Below are 22,693 nucleotides of genomic sequence, written 5' to 3'. Positions count from 1 at the left end.
ATGTCGCGTATTGGACGCCTTCCCATCGACATCCCCGCCGGCGTGACCATCTCGGTCGCCGGTCAGGACGTCACCGTCACGGGCCCCAAGGGTGAGCTCGCTCTCACCGTGGCCCGCCCGCTCGAGGTCAAGGTCGAGGACAACCAGGTCATCGTGACCCGTCCCGACGACGAGCGCGAATCGCGCTCGCTGCACGGTCTCACCCGCACCCTGATCAGCAACAACATCATCGGTGTCACGCAGGGCTACTCGAAGGGCCTCGAAGTCGTCGGCACGGGTTACCGTGTCGTGCAGAAGGGCAGCTCGCTCGAGTTCGCTCTCGGCTTCTCGCACCCCGTGAACGTCGACCCGCCCGCCGGGATCACCTTCGCCGTCGAGGGCAACAACAAGGTCATCGTGACCGGCATCGACAAGCAGGCCGTCGGTGAGGCTGCCGCGAACATCCGCAAGATCCGCAAGCCCGAGCCTTACAAGGGCAAGGGTGTGCGTTACGCGGGCGAGGTCGTCCGCCGCAAGGCCGGAAAGGCTGGTAAGTAAGCATGGCTGTCAAGTCGAAGTCAGACGCCCGCGCGCGTCGTCACGCCCGCCTTCGCAAGAAGGTCATCGGCACCGCCGAGCGTCCCCGCCTCGTCGTCACGCGCTCGTCGCGTCACGTGTTCGTTCAGCTCGTCGACGACGCCCAGGGACACACCGTCGCCTCGGCCTCGACGCTCGAGACTGACCTGCGTTCGTTCGAAGGTGACAAGACCGCCAAGGCGCGCAAGGTCGGCGAGCTCGTCGCCGAGCGCGCGAAGGCCGCCGGCGTCGCAGACGCCGTGTTCGACCGCGGTGGCAACCGCTACGCGGGCCGGGTCGCGGCAATCGCCGACGGCGCCCGCGAGGGAGGTCTGAACCTGTGAGTGAGAACAAGGAGAACGAAGTGACCACGACCGCTGAGCCGGCTGCGGCCACCGAGGCGCCTGCCACTGAGGCGCCCGCCGAGCGCGAACCGCGCCGCGGCGGACGTGAGCGCAACCAGAACCAGCGTGACCGTGGCCGCGACCGCAACGAGAGCCAGTTCCTCGAGCGCGTCGTCACGATCAACCGCGTGTCGAAGGTCGTCAAGGGCGGCCGTCGCTTCAGCTTCACGGCGCTCGTCGTCGTGGGTGACGGCAACGGCATGGTCGGCGTCGGCTACGGCAAGGCCCGCGAGGTGCCCCTGGCCATCTCCAAGGGTGTCGAAGAGGCCAAGCGCAACTTCTTCCGCGTGCCCCGCGTCGGCAAGACCATCCCGCACCCCGTGCAGGGTGAGACCGCCGCAGGCGTCGTGCTGCTTCGTCCCGCCGCCGCGGGTACCGGTGTTATCGCCGGTGGCCCCGTGCGCGCCGTGCTCGAGTGCGCTGGTATCCACGACATTCTGTCGAAGTCGCTCGGTTCGTCGAACACGATCAACATCGTGCACGCGACGGTCACCGCGCTCAAGATGCTCGAGGAGCCCCGCGCGGTTGCTGCTCGTCGCGGCCTGGACTACGACCAGGTGGCACCGGCGATCCTGCTCCGCAACGAGGCCAAGGCCGCTGAGGCAGCGAAGGCAGGTTCATGATGGCCGACCGTCTGAAGGTCACACAGGTCAAGTCCAAGGTGAGCGAGAAGCAGAACCAGCGCGACACGCTGCGTTCCCTCGGTCTGAAGCGGATCGGCGACTCGGTCGTCCGTCCCGACGACGCGCAGACGCGCGGCTACGTCAAGACCGTCGCACACCTCGTGAAGGTTGAGGAGATCGACTAATGGCTGACAAGGCCGAAAAGAAGGACGAGACCGCCACGGCTGTCGCGCCCAAGAAGGCTGCCGCGAAGAAGTCGTCGGCTACCAAGGCTGCTCCGAAGAAGGATGCCCCGGCCTCGCGCCCGGGCGTTCTCAAGGTGCACCACCTGCGTCCCGTTCCGGGTGCCCACACCGCCAAGACCCGCGTCGGTCGCGGTGAGGGCTCGAAGGGTAAGACCGCCGGTCGCGGAACGAAGGGCACGAAGGCCCGCAACAAGGTCCGGATCGGGTTCGAGGGCGGCCAGATGCCGCTGCACATGCGTACGCCGAAGCTGCGCGGGTTCAAGAACCCGTTCCGCGTCGAGTACCAGGTCGTCAACCTCGACAAGCTCGCTGAGCTGTACCCGTCGGGTGGTGACGTCACCGTGAGCGACCTGGTCGCAAAGGGCGCCGTCCGTAAGAACGAGAAGGTAAAGGTGCTCGGCACCGGAGACATCTCGGTGAAGCTCACTGTGTCGGTCGACAAGGTCTCGGGATCCGCCGAGCAGAAGATCGTCGCAGCAGGCGGCACCGTCAAGTAACACGCGTAGTGAGGGCCGGAGAACAATCTCCGGCCCTCACTGGGCTAACCTGGATTTCGAATGCGCTGAGAGCGCATCGGCATCCCCCCTGGAGGCATCGTCTTGTTCAGCGCCATCGCGCGGATCTTCCGTACACCCGACCTGCGGCGGAAGATCGCCTTCACGCTCATGATCATCGCCATCTATCGACTCGGCGCGCATGTGCCGACGCCGTTCGTGGACTTCCCGAACGTGCAGTCATGTCTGAGAGATTCGGCGGGGACCGAGGGCCTCCTCTCGCTGGTCAACCTCTTCTCCGGCGGTGCGCTGCTGCAGCTGTCGATCTTCGCGCTGGGCGTCATGCCCTACATCACCGCGACGATCATCACCCAGCTGCTGCGCGTGGTCATCCCGCACTTCGAGGCTCTCCACAAGGAGGGCCAGGCCGGCCAGACGAAGCTGACGCAGTACACGCGCTACCTCACGATCGCGCTCGCACTGCTGCAGTCCACGACGCTGGTCACGGTCGCCCGCAGCGGTCAGCTGTTCGGGTTCACCGGCATCCCCGAGTGCGAGCAGCTGCTCACGAACGATGTGTGGTGGGCACAGCTGCTCATGATCATCACGATGACGGCCGGCACCGGACTCATCATGTGGTTCGCCGAGCTCGTCACCGAGCGAGGCATCGGCAACGGCATGTCGCTGCTGATCTTCGTCTCGATCGCGGCGACCTTCCCCGGCTCGCTCTGGGCCATCGCCCAGGCCCGCGGCTTCGAGGTCTTCCTGCTCGTACTCGCCGTCGGCATCCTCGTCATGGCGCTCGTCGTCTACGTCGAGCAGTCCCAGCGACGCATCCCGGTGCAGTACGCCAAGCGCATGGTCGGTCGTCGCACGTACGGCGGCACCAACACGTACATCCCGATCAAGGTCAACCAGGCCGGTGTCGTCCCCGTCATCTTCGCCTCGTCGCTGCTGTACATCCCTGCGCTCATCGCGCAGTTCAACCAGCCGCAGCCGGGCCAGGACGTTCCGGCGTGGGTCACCTGGATCCAGCAGTACCTCGTCACGGGCGACCACCCGCTCTACATGGCGCTGTACTTCCTGCTCATCGTCGGGTTCACCTACTTCTACGTCGCGATCACGTTCAACCCCGTCGAGGTCGCCGACAACATGAAGAAGTACGGCGGCTTCATCCCGGGCATCCGCGCGGGTCGTCCCACCGCCGAGTACCTCGACTTCGTGCTCACCCGCATCACTGCTCCGGGCTCGATCTACCTGGGTCTCATCGCGCTCATCCCGCTTGTCGCGCTGTCGACGGTCGGAGCGAACCAGAACTTCCCGTTCGGCGGCGCCTCGATCCTCATCATCGTCGGTGTGGGTCTGGCTACGGTCAAGGACATCGACGCGCAGCTCCAGCAGCGGCACTACGAAGGGCTCCTCCGTTGAGCGGCGCGACGCAGCACCGCCAGCACGACCCCGCCGAAGAGGCGCCGGTCCAGCCCGCGCGCCTCGTGCTGGTCGGGCCGCAGGGTTCCGGCAAAGGCACGCAGGCCGCGCGCATCGCCGAGATGTTCGGCATCGCCGCCATCTCGACCGGCGACGTCTTCCGCGAGAACATCAAGAATGAGACCGAGCTGGGTCGTCAGGTCAAGACGGTCATCGAGGCAGGCGACCTGGTCTCGGACGCCCTCACCTTCGAGGTCGTGCGCGACCGGCTCGGCCAGCACGACGCCGCGACCGGATTCCTGCTCGACGGGTTCCCGCGCAACCTCGGTCAGCTCGGCATGCTCGATGAGTACCTCGAGACCCGCGATGAGCCCCTCACCGCCGTCCTCGAGCTCGGTGTGCCACGTGCGGTGAGCGTCGATCGCCTGCGCCGGCGCGCTCTCGAGCAGGGCCGCACCGACGACACCGAAGAGGTCATCGAGAACCGTCTGGCGATCTACGAGCGCGAGACGGCGCCGATCCTCGAGGTCTACCGCGACCGGGGGATCGTCGACTCGATCGACGGCGTCGGCTCTCTCGACGAGGTGACCGAGCGCGTCATCCGCGCGCTCCGCGCCCGCGGTATCGTCCCCGCTGCTTCCTGACGTGCTCCGCCGCTCCATTTACAAGACCCCCGCCCAGCTGCGGGCGATGATCGAGCCCGGTCGCATCACCGCTGCCGCGCTTGAGGCCGTGCGCGGCCTGGTTGCGCCCGGCGTCACGACGGCAGAGCTCGACGCCGCGGCATCCGCTGTTATCACGCAGCGTGGCGCGGAATCGAACTTCCAGATGGTGCGCGGCTACCGCCACACGATCTGCGCCTCGGTCAACGAAGAGGTCGTGCACGGCATCCCGGGCGAGCGCGTGCTCGAACCGGGGGATATCCTCTCGGTCGACGCCGGCGCACAGTTCCGAGGCTGGAACGGCGATTCGGCGTTCAGCGTCGTGCTGCCCGACCCCTCCCGACCCGACGTCGTCGCCGAACGGCAGCGGCTGTCCGACGTGACGCAGGGCTCGCTCTGGGCCGGCATCGCCACGCTGGCGACGGCGAAGCACCTCGCCGAGATCGGCGCAGCGATCGAGGAGTACATCGAGGCGAACGCCCCCGAGGGCGGGTACGGGATCCTGCGCGACTACGTCGGTCACGGAATCGGCCGAAAGATGCATGAGTCGCCATCGGTCTTCAACTACCGCGTCGCCGACCCCGGGCCCGAGGTGCGCCCCGGGCTCGTGCTCGCCATCGAACCAATGGTCGTCATCGGCGACCAGGAGACCTTCATCGAAGACGATGGCTGGACCGTTTCGACAAGCGACGGCACCGCCGGCTCGCACTGGGAACACAGCGTCGCCGTCCACGATGGCGGCATCTGGGTGCTCACCGCACCCGACGGCGGCGCGGAGGGTCTCGCGCCGTTCGGCATCGTCCCCCGACCCATCGGCTGAGGCCGGAGAGGAAGTCATGGCACAGGCACGCAAGGTCAACCCGTTCGCGATCTGGATCAGCATCGGCGTCGTCGTGGCGCTCATCCTCGTGACGGTGCTCGTGGTCTGGATGAACAACACCGCCACCGCCCCCGGGCCCCGCCCCGAGAGCTCGGGAGTCAACTCCGAGACCGGTGCGATCCAGGTCGGCTCCGGATCGGACGAGCTCGACGTGTGGTTCGACTTCTACTGCTCGCACTGCCAGAGCTTCGAGAAGGCCTACGGATCGACGATCGACGACCTGCTCGAAGAGGGCACGATCACCGCGAACCTCTTCCCCGTCGCCCTCCCGAACCTCAACGCTGCGTCGGGCACCGACTTCTCGGAGCGCTCCGCCAACGCGATGTACTGCGTCGCAGAAGCCGCCCCCGAGGCGTCCTACCCGTTCATGCAGGCCATCTTCGACGCGCGGCCCTCGGGCGCCGGGCTCACCGACGAGGAGCTCATCGCGACGGCCGAGAAGGTCGGCGCGACCGGCATCGACACGTGCGTCCAGGAGCGCGAGTACGTCGACTTCGTCGCGGAGCAGACGAACGAGATCCCCGAGAGCCCGACCGGCGGCGCCGGTACCCCGACGGTCGTCCTCAACGGCGACTACGTCACCCTGTCTGGCGACCCCGAGGCCGACCTGGTCGCACCGCTGCGTTGATCGGAGTCGCCTCGCCGGGTTTGCCGCGAGGTCCTCTATCACGTATGCTTGAGTGTTGGTGCCTTGCGCCGCCATTGGCGTGTCGGTAACCACAATCCCATCCATCCGCAGACCGACCGGTCTGCAGCGAGTGTTAGCGAGCGTATGGCGAAGAAAGACGGTGTCATCGAGATCGAGGGCGTCATCTCCGAGGCCCTGCCCAATGCGATGTTTCGCGTTGAGCTGAGCAACGGACACAAGGTGCTCGCAACGATCTCGGGCAAGATGCGGCAGAACTACATCCGCATCATCCCGGAGGACCGTGTCGTCGTGGAGCTTTCGCCCTACGACCTCACGCGTGGTCGGATCGTCTACCGCTACCGCTAGACCGGTCGAGAAGTAACGAGCGGGTGCCGCGGCTTTGTGCCGCACATCTGTCTCGAAGACAGCGAAACAGGAAATCATGAAGGTCAATCCCTCCGTCAAGCCCATCTGCGAGCACTGCAAGGTCATCCGTCGCCACGGCCGCGTCATGGTCATCTGCAAGTCCAACCCGCGCCACAAGCAGCGCCAGGGCTGACAACTCAATACGTAGGACCCCTGGTCCCGAGACGTCGCTCTGCCGGCTGCTCGAGCGCAGGAACACACAAACGGCAGGATCAGAACCCGCAAGGGGGACACCTCGGGCGGAGGCCCGGGCACCGATCCTGCTCCACACCTCCACTTACTCCTTAGGAGAGCCGCATGGCACGTCTTGCCGGCGTTGACATTCCGCGCGATAAGCGCGTGGTGATCGCCCTTACATACATCTACGGTGTCGGCCGTACCCGCTCGAACGAGATCCTCGCTGCGACGGGTATCGACGAGAACATCCGCGTCAAGGACCTGAGTGACGAGCAGCTCGTCGCCCTCCGCGACTACATCGAGGGCACCTACAAGGTCGAGGGTGACCTCCGCCGTGAGGTGGCCGCCGACATCCGCCGCAAGGTCGAGATCGGCTCCTACGAGGGTCTGCGTCACCGCCGCGGCCTCCCGGTGCGCGGTCAGCGCACGAAGACCAACGCGCGTACCCGCAAGGGCCCCAAGCGCACCGTCGCCGGCAAGAAGAAGGCGCGCTAAGCGCGCGGCCCCTAGGTTCAGGAGAACACGCACATGGCACAGGCCAAGTCCGCCGCGCGCAAGCCGCGCCGCAAGGAGAAGAAGAACATCGCGCTGGGCCACGCCCACATCAAGTCGACGTTCAACAACACGATCGTCTCGATCACCGACCCCTCGGGCGCCGTCATCAGCTGGGCGTCCTCGGGTGGCGTGGGCTTCAAGGGCTCGCGCAAGTCGACCCCCTACGCCGCCGGCATGGCCGCAGAGGCTGCTGCCCGCCAGGCGCAGGAGCACGGCGTCAAGAAGGTCGACGTCTTCGTGAAGGGCCCCGGCTCAGGTCGCGAGACGGCTATCCGTTCGCTCACCGCCGCAGGCCTCGAGGTCGGTTCGATTCAGGACGTCACGCCCCAGGCGCACAACGGCTGCCGCCCGCCCAAGCGCCGCCGCGTCTGATCAGCTTCGCGCCCCGCGCGTGGTCTGCTCGCACCGTGCCCGTTGTCGAGTAGGCCGCGCGTTGGCCGCTTCGAGTCATCGGATGCCTGGGCCCCAGACATCCCCAGAGTAGAACTCAACACCTCACACACCGCACGTGTCATATAGCGGGCACGTGATCGAAAGGAACACATAGTGCTTATTGCACAGCGTCCCACCCTGACCGAGGAGAAGATCGGGGAGTTCCGCAGCCGCTTCATCATCGAGCCGTTGGAGCCCGGCTTCGGTTACACGATCGGCAACGCGCTGCGTCGCAGCCTCCTCTCGTCGATTCCCGGCGCCGCCGTCACGTCGATCCGCATCGACGGCGTGCTGCACGAGTTCAGCACCATCCCCGGGGTCAAGGAGGATGTCACCGAGATCATCCTCAACATCAAGCAGCTCGTCGTCTCGAGCGAGCGCGACGAGCCCATCACCGCTTACCTGCGCAAGACGGGTGCCGGTGAGGTCACGGCCGCCGACATCTCCGCCCCTGCAGGTGTCGAGGTGCACAACCCCGAGCTGGTCATCGCGACGCTCAACGACACGGCCAAGTTCGAGCTCGAGCTCACGATCGAGCGCGGCCGTGGATACGTTTCGGCGACGCAGAACCGCAACGAGTACGCCGAGGCCGGCCAGATTCCGGTCGACTCGATCTACTCGCCCGTGCTGAAGGTCTCGTACCGCGTCGACGCGACGCGTGCCGGGGAGCGCACGGACTTCGACAAGCTCGTCTTGGACGTCGAGGCCAAGCCGTCGATCGCCCCGCGTGACGCGGTCGCCTCGGCAGGTCGCACGCTGACCGAGCTGTTCGGCCTCGCCCGCGAGCTGAACGTCGAGGCTGAGGGCATCGAGATCGGCCCCGCGCCGGTGGAGACCGTCCTCTCGAACGAGCTGTCCATGCCGATCGAGGACCTCGATCTGTCTGTCCGCTCGTACAACTGCCTCAAGCGCGAGGGCATCAACACGGTGTCCGAGCTCGTCGCCCTGTCGGAGACGCAGCTCATGAACATCCGCAACTTCGGCCAGAAGTCGGTTGATGAGGTGCGCGACAAGCTCGTCTCACTCGGCCTGTCGCTCAAGGACTCGGTTCCCGGGTTCGACGGTGCGCACTTCTACGGCGGCTACGACGACGAAACCGTCTGATCGATCGACTTTCACCCTGGAGTAACTGAGAATGCCTAAGCCCACGAAGGGACCCCGCCTCGGAGGCGGACCCGCACACGAGCGCCTGCTGCTTGCGAACCTCGCCGCCGCGCTGTACACGCACAAGTCGATCAAGACGACCGAGACCAAGGCCAAGCGTCTTCGTCCGCTCGCTGAGCGTCTGATCACGTTCGCCAAGCGCGGCGACCTGCACGCCCGCCGTCGGGTGCTGTCGGTCATCGGTGACAAAGAGGTCGTGCACGTCCTCTTCGCCGAGATCGCGCCGCTGGTCGCTGACCGTGAGGGTGGCTACACCCGCATCACGAAGGTCGGCAACCGCAAGGGCGACAACGCGCCCATGGCAGTGATCGAGCTCGTCCTCGAGCCCGTCACGAAGAAGCCGAAGTCGGCGAAGAAGTCGGCCGCTGCGTCGTCCGCTGCTGAGGAGCCCGCCGTCGAGGCTGAGGCCACCGAAGCCGAGGTCGTCGACGAGGCGCCCGCCGAAGACGCCGCCGCCGAGGCCGGAGCGGAGTCGCCCGAAGAGGGCGCCGCGGCCGAAGCTGCTGCCGAAGACGCCGTCGAGGCTGACAAGGCCTGAGTCGACGACATCGCATCCCGAGACCCGTACGCCCCTGTGGGCGTGCGGGTCTCGGCGTTTCACGGGCGGATGCCGCAGCCCGGAGCCAGTTGTCGTGTCAGTCTGCGCGGACGCGGGGCAGCGGCGAGGCCGCGAGGTCGTCGTAGAGACGCTGCTTGATCGAGTAGCGGCGTTCGGCGCGCTCCTGCAGCGCGCGCTCGATCGTGTCGACAGCGACGTCGGCGAAGATCCGGCTGCCTTCGGCCCCGGGGTGCACGTTGTCGCCCGCGAGCAAGTCCGTCCGGTCGGCGATGGCCGCTGACCAATCCGCAACGACGACGTTGGAGCGCCCCACGGCGAAGGCCGCGAGGTCTTCGTTGACCCCGGGTATCCAGTCGCGGGGGGCGTAGGCGTTGACGAGCACGACGAGTCGGTCCTCGCCCGCTGTGTCGACCATGGCTTCGAGTGAGGACTGGTCGACGGGGCCGTTGGTGCCGAGCGCGATGACGACGTACGGACGCAGCGCATCGGTCGCGGCGAGCGTGTCCAGGATGCCGGGCCCGGCCCACGCGGAGCGAGAGACCGCGGCGTCGATGTGGATTCCCGGCAGTCGTTCCAGCAGTGCCGGAGCTGAGGCGAGCATGACGGAGTCGCCGACGGCGGTCACCTGATCGCCGGTGACGGCCACCGGCGCGACGGTGGGCTGCGGCTCCGCCGTCAGAGGCGCAACCGGTCGGGGAGTCGCGCGTGGCGGGGTGCTCGACCCGTCGGCCGGCGCGGAGCTGGGTGTCGCCTGAGCACGTTCGAGGGCCTCGGCTCCCGCGGCGACGACGTCTTCGCCGGTGGCAGTGAGGGGCGAGACGGCGATCGCCGCGCCTGTGCCTCCGACGACCAGTGTGCCGGCCACGATCGTCACGACCGCCCCGAGACGTGCCGTGGGCGTGCCGCGCAGTCGGGCGAGCAGCATCCGGAACGACCTGCGGAACCCGTGCCGGCGCACCGGCGTCTCGACGAAGCGGTACGACAGTTCGCTCGTCACGAGCGTCAGGGCGAGGGCGCCGACGCCCAGCCAGGGTGAGAAGCCCGCGTCGGGAGCGGTGCCCTGCACCGCGGCGACGACGAGAACGAGAAGCGGCCAGTGCCACAGGTAGATGCCGTAGGAGCGGTCGCCGATCCAGCGCAGCACCGGCTGGTCGAGGGCGGGCCCGAAGACCGACCCCGGCCAGATGCCCGCCGCGATGGCCACGACGCTCAGAGCGCTTGCCGTGAGCAGGGCGCCCGGGAAGGTCGCGGTCGTCATCGTCGGGGGAACGACGGCGAGCACGCCGATCCCCACGAGCGCCGCCCCGCCCAGAACGGCAGTCACGATGGCGACGCGGCTGGGTGTGCGACGGTCGGCGATCCGGGGGTCGACGACCTTCCACCCGCCCGCCAGCACGACGTCAGCCGGCGTCTGCCTCTTGCGGTGCACGATCCCGAACAGGCCGAAGGCGAGCGCGACGCCCAGGAGGATGCCGAACGCGTGCGTGTCGGTTCCGAAGTATCCGCGGGTGATGCCGCCGGTCGAGGCGACGACGCCCATCCATGTCGCCGAGGCGGCCGCGAGGAAGAGGACGGCGGCGATGCGCCCCCAGGAGCGGGGTATGAGCAGGAACAGGGGCAGCAGGATCGGCCACAGCACGTAGAACTGCTCTTCGACGGCAAGCGACCAGAAGTTGCGGAACAGTTCGGGCGCTGCGGCGCTGAAGTAACCGTCGCCCCCGGCGATCGACAGCCAGTTGTAACTGAACGTGAAGGCCCCGAGCACCTGGGTGCCGAGGCGCACGAGCACGTCGCCGCCGATGAGCCATGCGGCGGAGGCGCACACGGTCACGACGAGGGTCAGAGCGGGCAGCAGGCGTCGCGCGCGTCGCCGCCAGAAGGCTCCCAGTCGGATGCGTCCCTCCGCGGCGTGCTCTCGCAGCAGCAGCGTCGTGATGAGGAATCCGCTGATGACGAAGAACACGTCGACGCCGATGAAACCGCCCGGCAGAAGGTGCGGGGGGAAGAGGTGATAAACCACGACGAGACCCACAGCGACGGCTCGAAGACCATCAAGACCCGCATAGCGGGTGGCGGTGGTTGCGGGCGCAGTGAACGTCATGACTTCTTCCGAGCGAGACAGATCAGTCTACGTCCGGCGGCAGACAGTCGACCGGGAGAACGGGGTGCGTCACTAGGCTGATCACGTGCGGATACGCCTGGACCTCGCCTATGACGGCACACACTTCCGCGGGTGGGCGCGGCAGCCGGGCCTGCGCACGGTGCAGGGCACGCTCGAAGACGGCCTCGCCCGCATCCTCGGCGGCGAACCCCGCCTCGTCGTCGCCGGCCGCACCGATGCCGGTGTCCACGCCAGGGCCCAGGTCGCGCACCTCGATCTCGACGACGCGCAGCGCGCGCGGCTCGAGGTGAGACGGGCATCGACGACACCCGTCGAGGCGCTCGCCGCGCGCATCACGGGTGTCATGGGTGCATACTCCGACGTCGCTGTGCACCGATCGACGCTCGCGCGCGCGGGGTTCGACGCGCGGTTCTCTGCCGTCTGGCGACGCTACGAGTACCGCATCGCCGATCGGGTCGCCGGGTACGACCCGATCGAACGGCTGCGCACGACGAGCGTGCGACCCGCGCTGGATGTGCAGCGGATGGATGCCGCGGCCCGATCTCTCATCGGGCTCCATGATTTCGCCGCCTACTGCAAGCCGCGCGACGAGTCCACGACGATCCGAACGCTGCTCGACTTCACCTGGCGGCGCGATGACGGCGGCGTGCTCATCGCGCACGTGCGGGCCGATGCGTTCTGTCACAGCATGGTGCGTGCGCTGGTGGGCGCGTGCGTCGCGGTCGGTGAAGGACGTCTCGACGTCGAGGATGTCGCGGCGATCCGCGACGCCGGTGCGCGGGTGCCCGAGGTCAAGGTGCTTGCGGCGCGGGGGCTCACGCTGACCGGGGTGGGGTATCCCGACGACGAGCTGCTGGCTTCTCGTGCCGAGCAGACTCGCGCGCGTCGCGACCGCGCATGAGCGCTCGATAGACTGACCAGACGTCGGCTGCTGGGAGCCATCCGCCGAATCGGAGACACATGAACGCCGCCGCTCGTGTAGCGCTTGCCAGCCTCAGCATCGCCGCCATCGGCGCCCTGTCCGCATGCGGACCCGCGCCTTGGCAACCCGGTGCTTCTGCGACACCCACGTCGACGGCTACGGTCCCGCCCCCGGTGCCGAACGATCTGTCCACGGGCGCGACCCAGCGCGACCTCACAGCAGGCCCCGTCACGGCGACCGTGGACTACTGGTCGACGCTGTCGATGGACCGCTGGTCCGCCGGTGCCGTGAAGCCGGTCAGCCTGAGCATGGTCACGACGGTGACACCCGCCGACGGTCAGAAGGTCTACCTCCAGCGCGCCCAGATGCTCGCCATCCCGGGTGCGGCGGGTGCAACCTTCGATCCGCTCGAGCCCCAGGTCGACGCCGCGACGGTCTCTCCGGGTTACCTCGTTCTGTCGCCGTACAGCTATTCGCAGACTTTCAACGTGGGCCCGACACCGGCTGAAGCGACGTTCGTCACCCTGCAGTTCACGTATGACTTCCTGGTGCAGACGACACCGACCTCGACCGAGTATGCGAAGCAGACCGTGACGGACGTCGTCACCGTCGCGCTGACGGATTGAGGATTCGGTCGGTGACGGTCGCGCCGACCCGTTCCCATCGGTCACCGCCTGCGTGCCCCGCCACGATCGCCGCTTCTCGGGCCATGTACGCCAGGGCATCGAACTCGAAACCCAGAATCGACGTCGGTGCCCATCCGATGCTCGCCGACGGCTGAATGGGCAGTCGCCCGCCGACATCGATCAGGGTGATCCGCTCGAGCAGCGCTTTGAGGATCTCGCGCACCGAAGCGTCGCCCCCGGGAACGAGAGCGGCGGCTACCCCGGGTGCGGGGGAGCTCAGGATCGCGTCGGTCGGCAACACCCCCCGCATCTCCTGCATCAGCTGAGCTGTCAGGTGCGTCACGGTGAATGGATCTGTGGCTCGGCGGATGTCGGAGAGGTCATCGAACTGGACGGAGATCAGCGACACGAAGCCGGAAACGTGCGACGCAGTGAGCAGGCGCTCTCGGGCGGCGATCTGAAACGCGGTCCAACCACCGGGAGTGGTCGCCCTCCGGGCACGAACTGCCTGGCGCAGCGAGATGCCGACGACGGCGATCGCCGCGCAGACGACGTACCCCAGCATTCCGATCGACGACACGAGTCGTGTCACGCCGAGCTCGGATGCCGCCTCTGCGGGGGCCAGCAGCCCCACGGCGAACACCGCGATGCCGAGCACGAGGAATGCGAGCGAAACGGCTGCCAGCGGGATCAGGGCCCGGTCGCGGCGTCTGGCGCGCGAGCGACTCCAGACCACGAAGAAAGCCCCGGCGAACAACGCTGCGACCAGGAACACGCAGTAGTACGCGAAGGTGTAGGCGTCGTCGGGCACGAGAACCAGGATCAGGGCGGATGCGGATGCGACGACGGCGCCCGTCCACGCGTGATCGCGGCGACCCCAATAGGAGAGGAACCCGGAGAGCAGGAAGGCCGGTGCTCCGATCAGCGCACCCAGTCCCAGGCGCCGCAGGGTCTCTTCGTCGGTCGCTTCGCCCGCGGCAGTGGCGAAGGTCGACGCCATGGCGAGGGTGAAGGCGAAGGCCCACAGGATCGTGGTCCGACCCGGCCGAAGGAGGAACGTGATGCCGATGGACGCGATCACCGCCAGTGTCGTCAAAGCGGCGAGGGTGATCGAGATCGTCCCCTTGATCGTCTCGGCGTCGATCATCGCGGGGTCCCTTCGTTCTCGACGGTCGCCGCGCGCCTGAGCGGCAGCCGTACCTCGATCGTGGTGCCCGCGCCGAGCTCGCTCGCGATCGTGAGAGTCCCGCTGTGCGCGGCCAGGATCTCCTTCGTGATGTTCAGCCCGAGACCCGTGCCCCGTGCGTGCCCCTGGGCAGGCTCGGTACGAAAGTACGGGGTGGCGATACGGGGAATGTCCTGCTCGGAGATCCCGATGCCGGTATCGCTCACGACGAGCACGGCGCTGGACCCGTCGATGCGGGCTTCGGCCTGCACCTGCCCGCCCGCAGGGGTGTATTTGATGGCATTGCTGATCAGGTTGTCGATCACCTGCCGCAGGCGGAAGCTGTCGCCGTGGACAGACGGCGCGTGCTCCGCTTCAAGGTGCAGCGCCACCTCCTGCGCCAGCGCCGCCGGCCGGAAGGATTCTGCCGACTCCCACAGGATCTGACGAAGGTCCACCTCTTCGAAGGGTGCTCGTGAAGAGAGCGTCGGCTGCGAGGTGCGGAGCATGCTCGACGTCATCGCGAGCATCCGCTCGCTCGCTCCCAGCATCGTCTCGAATCGTTCCCGGATCGCGGGGGTGAGCTCGTCGCTCTCGAGCGCGAGATCCGCAGTGGAGATCATGACGGTGAGCGGATGCTTGAGCTCGTGCGACGCGATCGCTGTGAGGCGGTCTCGTTCGCGCTGAGATTGCGTGATGGCCGTGATGTCGGTCACGACCAAGAGCATCGTCGTTCCCTCCGACGCCGTCTTGTTCAAGCGCTTCGACGTGATCGACAGGGCACGCCACTCGGTCTGTGCCGTGTACAACCACACGCGATCGTCGTTGAAGGTCTCGCCCCGTTGGGCGCGGGCGAACGGCCGCTGCGAAGGCGCGATCGGCATTCCTCGGAGGTCGTCGTACTCCACGGATTTCGCGGGCAGCTCGAGGTCGAAAGGGTCGAGGCCGTAGAGCTGCGCGTAGGTGTCGTTGACGGCGACGACGCCGCCGGCGAGGGAGAGGCGGGCGATTCCGGTGTCGATGCCGTTGAGGATCTCGGTCGTCTTCCGCTCCTGCTCGGACCGTCGTTCGACCGTGCGGTGCAGTCGCGTCGCCTGTCGCTGCAGAAGCCTGCGCAGCGCACGTGATTTCCGCGCGGCCAGACGAGCGGTGATCCCGATGAACGAGAGCGAGACGATGACGATGACCAGGCGCAAGAACGTGCCGACCCCGGGATAGAGAGCGGCGTCGATCACCAGGAGGACCGTGATCGTGGCAAGCGTGCCGACCAGTTCCCGCGTGGCGAAGTGCGTCGCCACCCACATCACGGGCAGAACCCAGAAGTAGCTGAAGCGGAGCTGTGTTCCGCTGGCGATCAGGCCGACCGCGACCACGTCCAACAGGGGAACGAGGACCACGTGTCGACGCGACAGTCGCGGCCAGGGAGCGACGAGTGTTGCCATCGTGATGAAGATCACGGCGAACACCCCCGCGCCGAGGGCGCTCTGCGAGAAGAGCTCCGGTTGCAGCGCGATCACGAGCACCGACGTGAGCACGACCGCTGCCGCGAGGACGAGCTGGTTCAACCAGATCGAACGCGTACGCGAGTCCGGCGGAGGGAGGTGATCGTCCAGCGCGCCGGCGTCGCGACGCGGCCCCGGGGAAACCTTGCGCGAATCTTGCGCTGACGGAGTGGCATTCTCAGCGGCCGCTTGCGGACCGTTCGACAGAGTGTTCTTCATCGCCTCACGCACCCCTGACAGGACCCGCATCATGGACCAGCGCTTCTCCGCACACGAGACAGCCATCGAACTCGCGTCGCCTCGCGCTGCCGGCTTCGCCGACGACTTCGAAGCGGTCCTCGACGTCTCGACCATCCATCGGTCGACCATCGGATGCGTCATCCCCGCGTACAACGAAGAAGAGTCGATCGAAGCCGTCATCCGATCGCTCCTCGACCAGACCCGGGTGCCCGACGTCATCCACGTCGTGGTCAACAACACCTCCGACGCCACGGTTCGGATCGCGTCGAAACTCGCCGGGCCCCACGAAGTGGTGACCGAGCTCGGTGAGCAGTTCACCGAGGTGTTCGTCCACGACATCGGCAAGAACCCCGACAAGAAGGTCGGCGCCCTGAACTACGGCTACACGCTCGTCGAAGGCTACGACTACCTGCTCGGCGTCGACGGTGACACCGTCGCCGATGCGCGGGCTGTGGAGTATCTCGAAGCCGAAGCGACGTCGGACACCCGCATCGGCGGGATCTCCGCCATCTACTCGATCGACGATGCGCCCATCAAGGGACCCGTCGCGAAGTTCCTCATCACGGGGCAGCGCTCGCAGTTCGCCGCCTTCAACCTGCACAACCTGCTTCGCGGTCGCAACATGGCGGTGCTGGGCGGACAGTTCTCGATCTTCTCGACCCATGCGCTGCGCGATGTCATGGAAGAGAACCACCAGTCGACGCCCTGGGTGAAGGACAGCGAGGTCGAAGACTCGCTGCTGTCGCTTCAGATCAAGAGCGCTGGATACCTGACGAAGATCAGTCCGTACGCCCGAGCCGATGTGGGTGGCATGACGACCCTGCGCGCCCTGGACGCGCAGCAGGTCAAGTGGACCTACGGCGCCATCGAGCTCATGTGGCCGGGGCAGCGGGGAGATACGAAGGGCCAGCCGTTCCACCCCAACCTGCGTGTGCGGTGGCTGGAGAACTTCGGAATGCTCTCGAACCTGTTCGTGCGGGTGGCCTTCGTGACGCTGCTGGCCGGTTCTCTGTCGATCAGTGCTTTCGTGTTCTCGCCGTGGTGGCTCATCCCGATCGGGATGGCGATGCTGCTGAACCTGCGCATGGCGCTGACGATGAAGAACCGCAATGCCCGCGACATCCTGTTCGCCGTCACTCTGATCCCGGCCGAGCTCTACATGTGGCTCCGCTTGAGCTACTTCGCGCGATCGTGGACCCGTTTCCTCTCGCGCAAGAAGGTCGACAACTGGGCGATGCAGGCCAAGGCGGAGCGTGGATCCGGCATCGGGCACTGGACTCCGCTCGTGGTCGTGGTCGGTGTCCTCATCGCGCTCGCCATGGTGTGGACCCTGCTCGACCCGATGGTGCAGTCCACGATCCTCTGGATCGGCTGGCCGATCGTCGGGTTCGTGACCATCGTGCAGACCCTGTCGATGTTCTTCAAGATGCTTCGTCGCCAGCACGGCTTCAAGGTCTGACGAAGAGGATTCCCTGAGGGCGAGGCCGGGGGGCATCGGGTGTGCTCGGCGTGGGGACCGGGCACGACGATGAGGCCTCGCCCTCAGGGAGCAGACGGAGATCGATCGGGGCGCTCCGGGGGGAACGGAGTGTCCCGATCGGAGTGTCATAGCGCGCCGCTCTCCGCGGTCAGTCGGTATCCGACACCTCGCACCGTCTCGATGTATCTCGGATTCACAGGATTGTCGCCCAGCTTGCGGCGAAGGTTCGTCATATGAGCCTCGACCGCACGCTTGTCCGCATCCCCGACGAAATAGCTCGTGACGTACGACTCGCCGCGCAGGACGAGGGTCAGGTCAGCCTTGCTGCGCACCCGGCGCTTGGACTCGAGCAGGGTCGCCAACAGGTCGAACTCGGTGCGGGTGAGCTCGAGTTCGTCACCGCGCACGGTCACGATCCGGTTCTCGGGGTGCAGCCTCAGATCGCGGTGCACCATCCACTCCTGCACGCTCGCATCCGCATCCGCCGGCGATGACGTGAGGTGCACGACATCGCCGCCGGTGTGCGGCGTGGCCGAGGCCGCGGAACTGCGGGACCGCGCGGCGGAGTCGAACGGGACAGAACGATCGACGTCGGGCTCACGCCGGGTCGGGATGCTGGCCGTCGCCGGACGCGCGCCCGGGAACGATGGCCCGACGCTTCCCTGAGACGGCTGCACGGGGGTCATGGGCGACGAAGGCCGCGCGCTGCGTCGCATCATCGCTTCGATCCGGGCACGGAGCTCGCGAGGGCGGAAAGGCTTGAGCAGGTAGTCATCGGCCCCCGCCCCGAGACCGGTCACCACGTCAGCCTCGTCGGAGAGCCCCGTCAGCATGATGATGTAGGTGTCCGATTGCGCCCGGATCCGGCGTGCCGCCTCGAAGCCGTCGATGCCCGGCATGTTCACATCGAGCGTGGTGAGCATGGGCTTATACGTCAGAACGGCACGCACGCCATCCAGGCCGTTTCCCACCGAGACGGTCGAGAACCCGGCGGCCTCGAGCACTTCCGAGATGATGCGTCGGATTTCGGGGTCATCCTCGATGATGACCGCGGTTTTCGGGGAATCGGCTGGGGCGATCATGTGCAGGTGCCTTCTCGAAGGGATGACGAAACCTGCGCGGCGCCTGACCCCAGCGGTCGTCCGCGCTTCGCGAGAGTATCGCGAGAGTATGGGCGGGGCAAAACCGGGGCGCTGGGCATCGCTTACCCGGGGAGCGCCCGACGGGTCAGGTCGATCGCCGCCTGCGGCCACCATTCGCCCGCGGGCGGCCCGCCGTTGCACGTGCCGTCGCTCTCGCCCGGCGGCTTCACCCACAGGTTCGTGTCGACGACAGCGTCGGAGATCGTCCCTCCTCGCTCGCCGATCAGCCTGCCCCCCGGATTGCACCATTCGCCGGTGGATCCCGCTCCGTTGCGCGACGTGTCGATGATGGCGTGCATGCCGTCGAGTTCATCCGCCAGCGCATGCGCGTACGCGATCTCGTCGGCCGTCGCGTTGTAGTTGGAGACGTTCGTCGCGAAGCCCCGCACGCTGTCGGTGCGCCCGATCCGATCGATGAGCGATGCCATTTCGCTCACCGGAAGCCACGAGGAGTGTCCGCCGTCGAGGTAGAGCCATGTGCTGTCGCCCGACAGGACCGCTGCGGCATCTGTCAACTGTTCGACGCGATCGTCGACATTGCCGCATTCGGGGGCGAGTGCCAGGCTGTCGGGTTCGAGGATCACGATCGGGCTGACATCTGCGGCATCGCGCAGAGCCTCGCCGATGGTGCGCGTCCACTCCGCGTATTCGGCGGGGGCGAGGCCGCCGGCGGAATGGCTGCCGCAATCACGGCCGGGGAGACCGTAGACGACGACCGCCAGTCGGGCCGACTGCTCGCGTGCCTCTCGCGCGAGGTCGGCGATGGTCGCGCCGACCCGGTCGCGCGGTTCGGCTTCGGGGGTCAGCCAGTACGCCGTCGGCTGCTCGCTCAGGTATGTCGCTGCGCCGTGCTCGGTCGAGCCCTCGGCGGTGACGGATGCGGCATGGTGCGCTTTCGAGAGGCTCGATGCGACCACCTCGGTGCCGGATCGAGGAGCGCTGGGAGCGGCCGATGCCCCTGCTCGCACCAGCGCGATGAGCAGCACCGCGGCGATGATGAGTCCCGCCACACCGAGACCGACCGCCGGCAGGAGGCGGGCGCGCTCACGAGGCGGTGTCGATGGGCTCACGGGGGGACTCTAGCGAAAAGGTCTGACGACCTCCGTGCGAATCTTCATGCCGCACTCAGGCGTCGGCCGTAGGCTGGGAATGTCATGAAGGTGATTTCGTACAACCTGCGTAAGCACCGCGCGGCGGGCGAGCTGGCGCATCTCGTCGAGCTGCACGGTGCCGATGTGATGTGTCTTCAAGAAGTCGACACGACAGACATTCCCGACACGGTCGGCGGTCTGCGCCTGGCGGACGCGACGGCCCGCAACCGTCTCGGTCTCGCCGTCTACTACAGCGAGAACACCTACCGTGCGCTCGAGGTGCGTTCGCTCGCGCTCAAGAAGTCGCTGCACGACCGCGTGCTCAAGCCGGCGGAAGAGCGGATGCTGGGCGTCAGGCTGCACGACATCGACGACGGCCGCGAGATCATCGTCGCGTCGTTCCACGCCGCGCCTCTCACGGCGCTCAACTCGTTGCGCCGTCACCAGATCCGAGCGGCGCTGACCGAACTCGGTCAGCTCGGCGCCGGGCTGCCTGCGCTGATGGTGGGGGACTTCAACTACCCCGTGTTCAAAGAGAATCTCGGTCAGCAGGTGCGCGAGCAGGGCTACGAGCTGACCCTCAGCGACTCGCGCACGTATACGCGCTACCGCTTCTTCCGTGGTCACTACGACTTCGCGACGTCGATCGGCTTCGAGATCGAGCACGTGCGCACGTTGCCGCAGGGTCTCAGCGACCACCTGCCGATCCTCGTGACAGCCAGGGTCGCCGAGCAGCAGCGTCGCGCCGACGTGGCCTGAGCGGGTTTCGCGCCCGAATCAGTCGGCGAACCGGCGTCGACGCGCGACGGCCGCGATCGCGAGCGTCGCGCCGGCTGCGACGAGTGCGCCGCCGCCGACCCACAAGCCGACCACGGCGCCGCTGCCGAGCCCCGTGCCGGCGAGGTCGTCTCCGGGCGGAGCGATCGAGACGGCTGTTGTGCCGCCTGCTGAGGATGCGGAGATCGCTGCGATGCGGTAGACGCCCGATGCGTTCGCGGGCAGTGTGACCGTGACGGCGCCCAGCGACCCGTCCGTCTCGGACCGAGCGAATCCGCTCGCTGTCGAGATGCCGAGGCGGACCATGCCGATTCGCGCTGCCGAGCCGTTCGCGCCCCTGACGGTGACGGTCACCCGCTCGTCGCTCGAGAACGTCGACGCCGCGCATCGAATCTCGATCTCGGATCCCGCCGACGCTGTCGCCGGCGCCGCGGTGCACGCATCCGAAGGAGGGTAGATCGTCCCGGCCTGCGCAGAGAGAGGAACCCCGACGACGAGCGCTCCGGCAAGAGCGACGATTGCTGGCATCCGTCGGATGCGGTTCGTCATGGTGTTCCTTGGGATCGCTGCTCCTTGCGTGGGGTCCTGTGCACCGAGTCTACGGTGACTCACAGGAGGCCAGTGCAGTGGTCGACGGACTCAGTGTCGGAGTCGTCCGGACCTCGAGATCCGGGGCGGACGGTGCCACGGGACGCGCACGAATCGTGACCGAGGCCGATTCGCCCGGCGCGAGCTCGGCGGTGAAGCTGAGAACCCGACGGCCTTCATGCATCCCGCCCGCGAAACCCTCGCCCGTGGAGGACTGCGCATCAACGAGCTCGAAGCCCTCGGGGAGGTACGCGTAGCCGACTGTCCGCGCGCTGCCCGGAGGGACCCCGTAGATGCCGCGGCCCGTGATGTAGCCCGGCAGCGAGGCCGCATCCGAGGGAGCATCGTTCTGCAAGCTGATCGTGAGGGTCGCATCGCCCATGGCTCCCTGCGCGCTGAGCGCGCAGGATTCCCAGGCGACGTCGATCGCGGAGGTCAGGTAGTAGTCCATCTTCGAGCCGGTGCCGTCGTTGAGGTAGACCCCGAAGCGCGCGGTCTCTCGATCGCTCGCGGGGAGCCCGCCTGCCAGTGTCGTGTCCGCCAGCAGCGACTGGTCCTCTTCGTGCGTGCTCCACAGCATCAGTCGGTGCTCGTCGGCGGCGCGCGTCAGCGCCGCGACGAGAGCAGCGGGATCGACATCGCTGCTCACCAGCGCCGCGAAGACCGCCGCCGCGGCATCCGCGAAGTACGCGTCCTGTGCGGCGGGCTCCTCGAAGCGCAGGTAGACCTCGTTGAGGAGCACACTCACGGCGTTGTCGGCGGTGAGCAGGTCGCCGGAACCCACCGTGACGGGGCCGGTCGCCTCGAGGATGTACGCCAGGGCCACGGGGTCGATCGACAGCACCCCGTCCACCTCCTGACCGTGCTGCCGCAGCCACATCTCGCCGGCGAGCTCTCCCGAGATGCTGAAGTCGGGGACTTGCGTCACGTTCTGCAGCCACAGTCCGGGACGGTTGCCGTAGACGGCGGTGACCTCCTCGCCGAGAGGAAGGACCGGCTCGTCATAACGGGGGAAGCTGCTCGTCGAATCCTGCGCACTGAGCGTCATCGTTCCGCCGTCGGTGCGGATCACAGCCATCGCGCCGGGGACGCCGCCGAGGGAGCGCCATTCGGCGTTGTTCTGGAAGAGGACGAGATAGTCCCGGGGGCCGTCGGCGCCGAGCATCGCAGGGAGCAGAGTCGTGACCGTTGCAATGGTGTCGGCGGCGATGAGGCTTTCATCGAACAGCTCGCCCACCTGGGTCACGGCATCGCGCAACGGCGCCAGCAGAAGGGAGCGTTCGATGCCCTCGACATCGGCCGCCGAGACGGCGAGCTCCCGCGCGGCGGTCGCGGCGGCCTCCTCGATCTCGGTGAAGCTTGCGAGATCGATGGTCCCCTCTTGCGGCCGCAGCGCATCGATCGAGAAGGAACCGGCGACGGCGACAAGGGGGGCGAGGGCGTGGCTCGCCACGTCGTCGGCTGACTGGGAGATCGTCGATACCGCGGAAAGCTGCGGGCCGATCCAGGGCAGGCCTTCGGCCAGGCGCCACACCGGATCGGACGTGAGCGAACGGGCCGCGGACGTCTCGGCGGAGATCTCGGTGATCATCGCTGCTGCGGCCTGCGGATCGTGCAGCTGAGCGCGCGCCTGCTTGGCGGCGTCCTGAACGGCGTTGAGGTGCCCGTAGGCGAGAACGCCACGCACGGCGATCCATGCAGAGGTCAGGACGACCATGATCAGCAGAACGCCGAGCGCCCAGGCGAACGTTTTGCCCGCAACGTGCATGGGCCGGGTTTTCGCAGACTCGGTCACCCATCCACCAT

Annotated in this window: 26 protein-coding genes; 19 read left to right on the top strand and 7 right to left on the bottom strand. The window is 67.3% G+C overall.

The features are described 5' to 3' along the window. From rplF to rplQ, 15 genes are all read left to right on the top strand, one after another. On the top strand, positions 1 to 537 hold the full coding sequence (rplF, locus tag AC25YV_RS05035; protein WP_488122733.1) for a 50S ribosomal protein L6: 537 nt from the start codon (positions 1 to 3) through the stop codon (positions 535 to 537). Between the two features lie 2 nt (positions 538 to 539). Continuing rightward, entirely contained in the window at positions 540 to 899 is a 360-nt protein-coding gene (gene rplR, locus AC25YV_RS05030; protein WP_488122732.1) for a 50S ribosomal protein L18, read from the top strand. Further along, positions 896 to 1,582: a 30S ribosomal protein S5 gene (gene rpsE, locus AC25YV_RS05025; protein ID WP_488122731.1), complete on the top strand. Its 687-nt coding sequence runs from the start codon at positions 896 to 898 to the stop codon at positions 1,580 to 1,582. Before rplR ends, rpsE begins: the two co-directional genes overlap by 4 nt. After that, complete coding sequence (gene rpmD, locus AC25YV_RS05020) at positions 1,582 to 1,767, top strand: 50S ribosomal protein L30 (protein ID WP_488122877.1); 186 nt, start codon at positions 1,582 to 1,584, stop codon at positions 1,765 to 1,767. Before rpsE ends, rpmD begins: the two co-directional genes overlap by 1 nt. Further along, positions 1,767 to 2,324, top strand: coding sequence for a 50S ribosomal protein L15 (rplO, locus tag AC25YV_RS05015; protein ID WP_488122730.1), 558 nt, complete (start codon positions 1,767 to 1,769; stop codon positions 2,322 to 2,324). Before rpmD ends, rplO begins: the two co-directional genes overlap by 1 nt. Positions 2,325 to 2,426: 102 nt before the next feature. Continuing rightward, complete coding sequence (gene secY / locus AC25YV_RS05010) at positions 2,427 to 3,749, top strand: preprotein translocase subunit SecY (RefSeq protein ID WP_488122729.1); 1,323 nt, start codon at positions 2,427 to 2,429, stop codon at positions 3,747 to 3,749. Further along, a complete protein-coding gene (locus AC25YV_RS05005; protein ID WP_488122728.1) occupies positions 3,746 to 4,393 on the top strand; it encodes an adenylate kinase in 648 nt (215 codons plus the stop codon). The genes secY and AC25YV_RS05005 overlap by 4 nt, the downstream gene beginning before the upstream one ends. Position 4,394: 1 nt before the next feature. After that, positions 4,395 to 5,231 (top strand): type I methionyl aminopeptidase, encoded by an 837-nt coding sequence (gene map, locus AC25YV_RS05000; protein WP_488122727.1) that lies wholly within the window; start codon positions 4,395 to 4,397, stop codon positions 5,229 to 5,231. A gap of 16 nt (positions 5,232 to 5,247) precedes the next feature. Further along, positions 5,248 to 5,919 (top strand): DsbA family protein, encoded by a 672-nt coding sequence (locus tag AC25YV_RS04995; RefSeq protein ID WP_488122726.1) that lies wholly within the window; start codon positions 5,248 to 5,250, stop codon positions 5,917 to 5,919. Between the two features lie 144 nt (positions 5,920 to 6,063). Further along, positions 6,064 to 6,285, top strand: a complete 222-nt coding sequence (gene infA, locus AC25YV_RS04990) for a translation initiation factor IF-1 (RefSeq protein ID WP_017201569.1) — start codon at positions 6,064 to 6,066, stop codon at positions 6,283 to 6,285. A 76-nt stretch (positions 6,286 to 6,361) separates the two neighbouring features. Continuing rightward, positions 6,362 to 6,478 (top strand): 50S ribosomal protein L36, encoded by a 117-nt coding sequence (gene rpmJ / locus AC25YV_RS04985; RefSeq protein WP_292815000.1) that lies wholly within the window; start codon positions 6,362 to 6,364, stop codon positions 6,476 to 6,478. A gap of 164 nt (positions 6,479 to 6,642) precedes the next feature. Further along, the gene (gene rpsM / locus AC25YV_RS04980; RefSeq protein WP_488122725.1) at positions 6,643 to 7,017 is read left to right on the top strand and encodes a 30S ribosomal protein S13; all 375 of its coding nucleotides are present in this window, start codon (positions 6,643 to 6,645) and stop codon (positions 7,015 to 7,017) included. A gap of 33 nt (positions 7,018 to 7,050) precedes the next feature. Continuing rightward, positions 7,051 to 7,449 (top strand): 30S ribosomal protein S11, encoded by a 399-nt coding sequence (gene rpsK, locus AC25YV_RS04975; RefSeq protein ID WP_376129457.1) that lies wholly within the window; start codon positions 7,051 to 7,053, stop codon positions 7,447 to 7,449. A gap of 174 nt (positions 7,450 to 7,623) precedes the next feature. Continuing rightward, a complete protein-coding gene (locus AC25YV_RS04970) occupies positions 7,624 to 8,613 on the top strand; it encodes a DNA-directed RNA polymerase subunit alpha (RefSeq protein ID WP_488122724.1) in 990 nt (329 codons plus the stop codon). Between the two features lie 31 nt (positions 8,614 to 8,644). Then, complete coding sequence (gene rplQ / locus AC25YV_RS04965) at positions 8,645 to 9,211, top strand: 50S ribosomal protein L17 (protein ID WP_488122723.1); 567 nt, start codon at positions 8,645 to 8,647, stop codon at positions 9,209 to 9,211. Positions 9,212 to 9,308: 97 nt separating this feature from the next. On the opposite strand, the gene AC25YV_RS04960 is transcribed toward rplQ, so the two are convergent. Continuing rightward, entirely contained in the window at positions 9,309 to 11,333 is a 2,025-nt protein-coding gene (locus tag AC25YV_RS04960) for an acyltransferase family protein (protein ID WP_488122722.1), read from the bottom strand. 85 nt (positions 11,334 to 11,418) lie between these two features. Here AC25YV_RS04960 and truA point away from each other — a divergent pair, with 85 nt between their 5' ends. Beyond that, a complete protein-coding gene (truA, locus tag AC25YV_RS04955) occupies positions 11,419 to 12,255 on the top strand; it encodes a tRNA pseudouridine(38-40) synthase TruA (protein WP_488122721.1) in 837 nt (278 codons plus the stop codon). Between the two features lie 194 nt (positions 12,256 to 12,449). After that, positions 12,450 to 12,902, top strand: a complete 453-nt coding sequence (locus AC25YV_RS04950) for a hypothetical protein (protein ID WP_488122720.1) — start codon at positions 12,450 to 12,452, stop codon at positions 12,900 to 12,902. On the opposite strand, the gene AC25YV_RS04945 is transcribed toward AC25YV_RS04950, so the two are convergent. Further along, positions 12,880 to 14,049 carry a hypothetical protein gene (locus tag AC25YV_RS04945; protein ID WP_488122719.1) on the bottom strand — a complete coding sequence of 390 codons (1,170 nt, stop codon included), beginning with the start codon at positions 14,047 to 14,049 and terminating at the stop codon, positions 12,880 to 12,882. The genes AC25YV_RS04950 and AC25YV_RS04945 overlap by 23 nt on opposite strands. Continuing rightward, the gene (locus AC25YV_RS04940; RefSeq protein WP_488122718.1) at positions 14,046 to 15,632 is read right to left on the bottom strand and encodes a sensor histidine kinase; all 1,587 of its coding nucleotides are present in this window, start codon (positions 15,630 to 15,632) and stop codon (positions 14,046 to 14,048) included. Before AC25YV_RS04940 ends, AC25YV_RS04945 begins: the two co-directional genes overlap by 4 nt. 187 nt (positions 15,633 to 15,819) lie before the next feature. Between AC25YV_RS04940 and AC25YV_RS04935 the strand changes: the two genes are divergently transcribed. Further along, entirely contained in the window at positions 15,820 to 17,268 is a 1,449-nt protein-coding gene (locus AC25YV_RS04935) for a glycosyltransferase family 2 protein (RefSeq protein WP_488122717.1), read from the top strand. Between the two features lie 146 nt (positions 17,269 to 17,414). Here AC25YV_RS04935 and AC25YV_RS04930 read toward each other — a convergent pair whose 3' ends face one another. Then, a complete protein-coding gene (locus AC25YV_RS04930; protein ID WP_488122716.1) occupies positions 17,415 to 18,371 on the bottom strand; it encodes a response regulator transcription factor in 957 nt (318 codons plus the stop codon). A 122-nt stretch (positions 18,372 to 18,493) separates the two neighbouring features. Further along, a complete protein-coding gene (locus AC25YV_RS04925; RefSeq protein ID WP_488122715.1) occupies positions 18,494 to 19,501 on the bottom strand; it encodes a glycoside hydrolase family 6 protein in 1,008 nt (335 codons plus the stop codon). A gap of 84 nt (positions 19,502 to 19,585) precedes the next feature. Here AC25YV_RS04925 and AC25YV_RS04920 point away from each other — a divergent pair, with 84 nt between their 5' ends. Then, complete coding sequence (locus tag AC25YV_RS04920) at positions 19,586 to 20,281, top strand: endonuclease/exonuclease/phosphatase family protein (RefSeq protein WP_488122714.1); 696 nt, start codon at positions 19,586 to 19,588, stop codon at positions 20,279 to 20,281. 18 nt (positions 20,282 to 20,299) lie between these two features. On the opposite strand, the gene AC25YV_RS04915 is transcribed toward AC25YV_RS04920, so the two are convergent. Together AC25YV_RS04915 and AC25YV_RS04910 are read right to left on the bottom strand one after the other, a co-directional pair. Beyond that, a complete protein-coding gene (locus AC25YV_RS04915) occupies positions 20,300 to 20,848 on the bottom strand; it encodes a cell wall protein (RefSeq protein ID WP_488122713.1) in 549 nt (182 codons plus the stop codon). A gap of 49 nt (positions 20,849 to 20,897) precedes the next feature. After that, positions 20,898 to 22,682, bottom strand: a complete 1,785-nt coding sequence (locus tag AC25YV_RS04910) for a DUF4012 domain-containing protein (protein ID WP_488122712.1) — start codon at positions 22,680 to 22,682, stop codon at positions 20,898 to 20,900. Positions 22,683 to 22,693: the final 11 nt, after the last annotated feature.

Source organism: Microbacterium sp. Y832 (assembly GCF_057669765.1).
The sequence above is the reverse complement of the archived record's forward strand: the minus strand, read 5'-3'. Positions and strand labels throughout refer to the sequence as shown.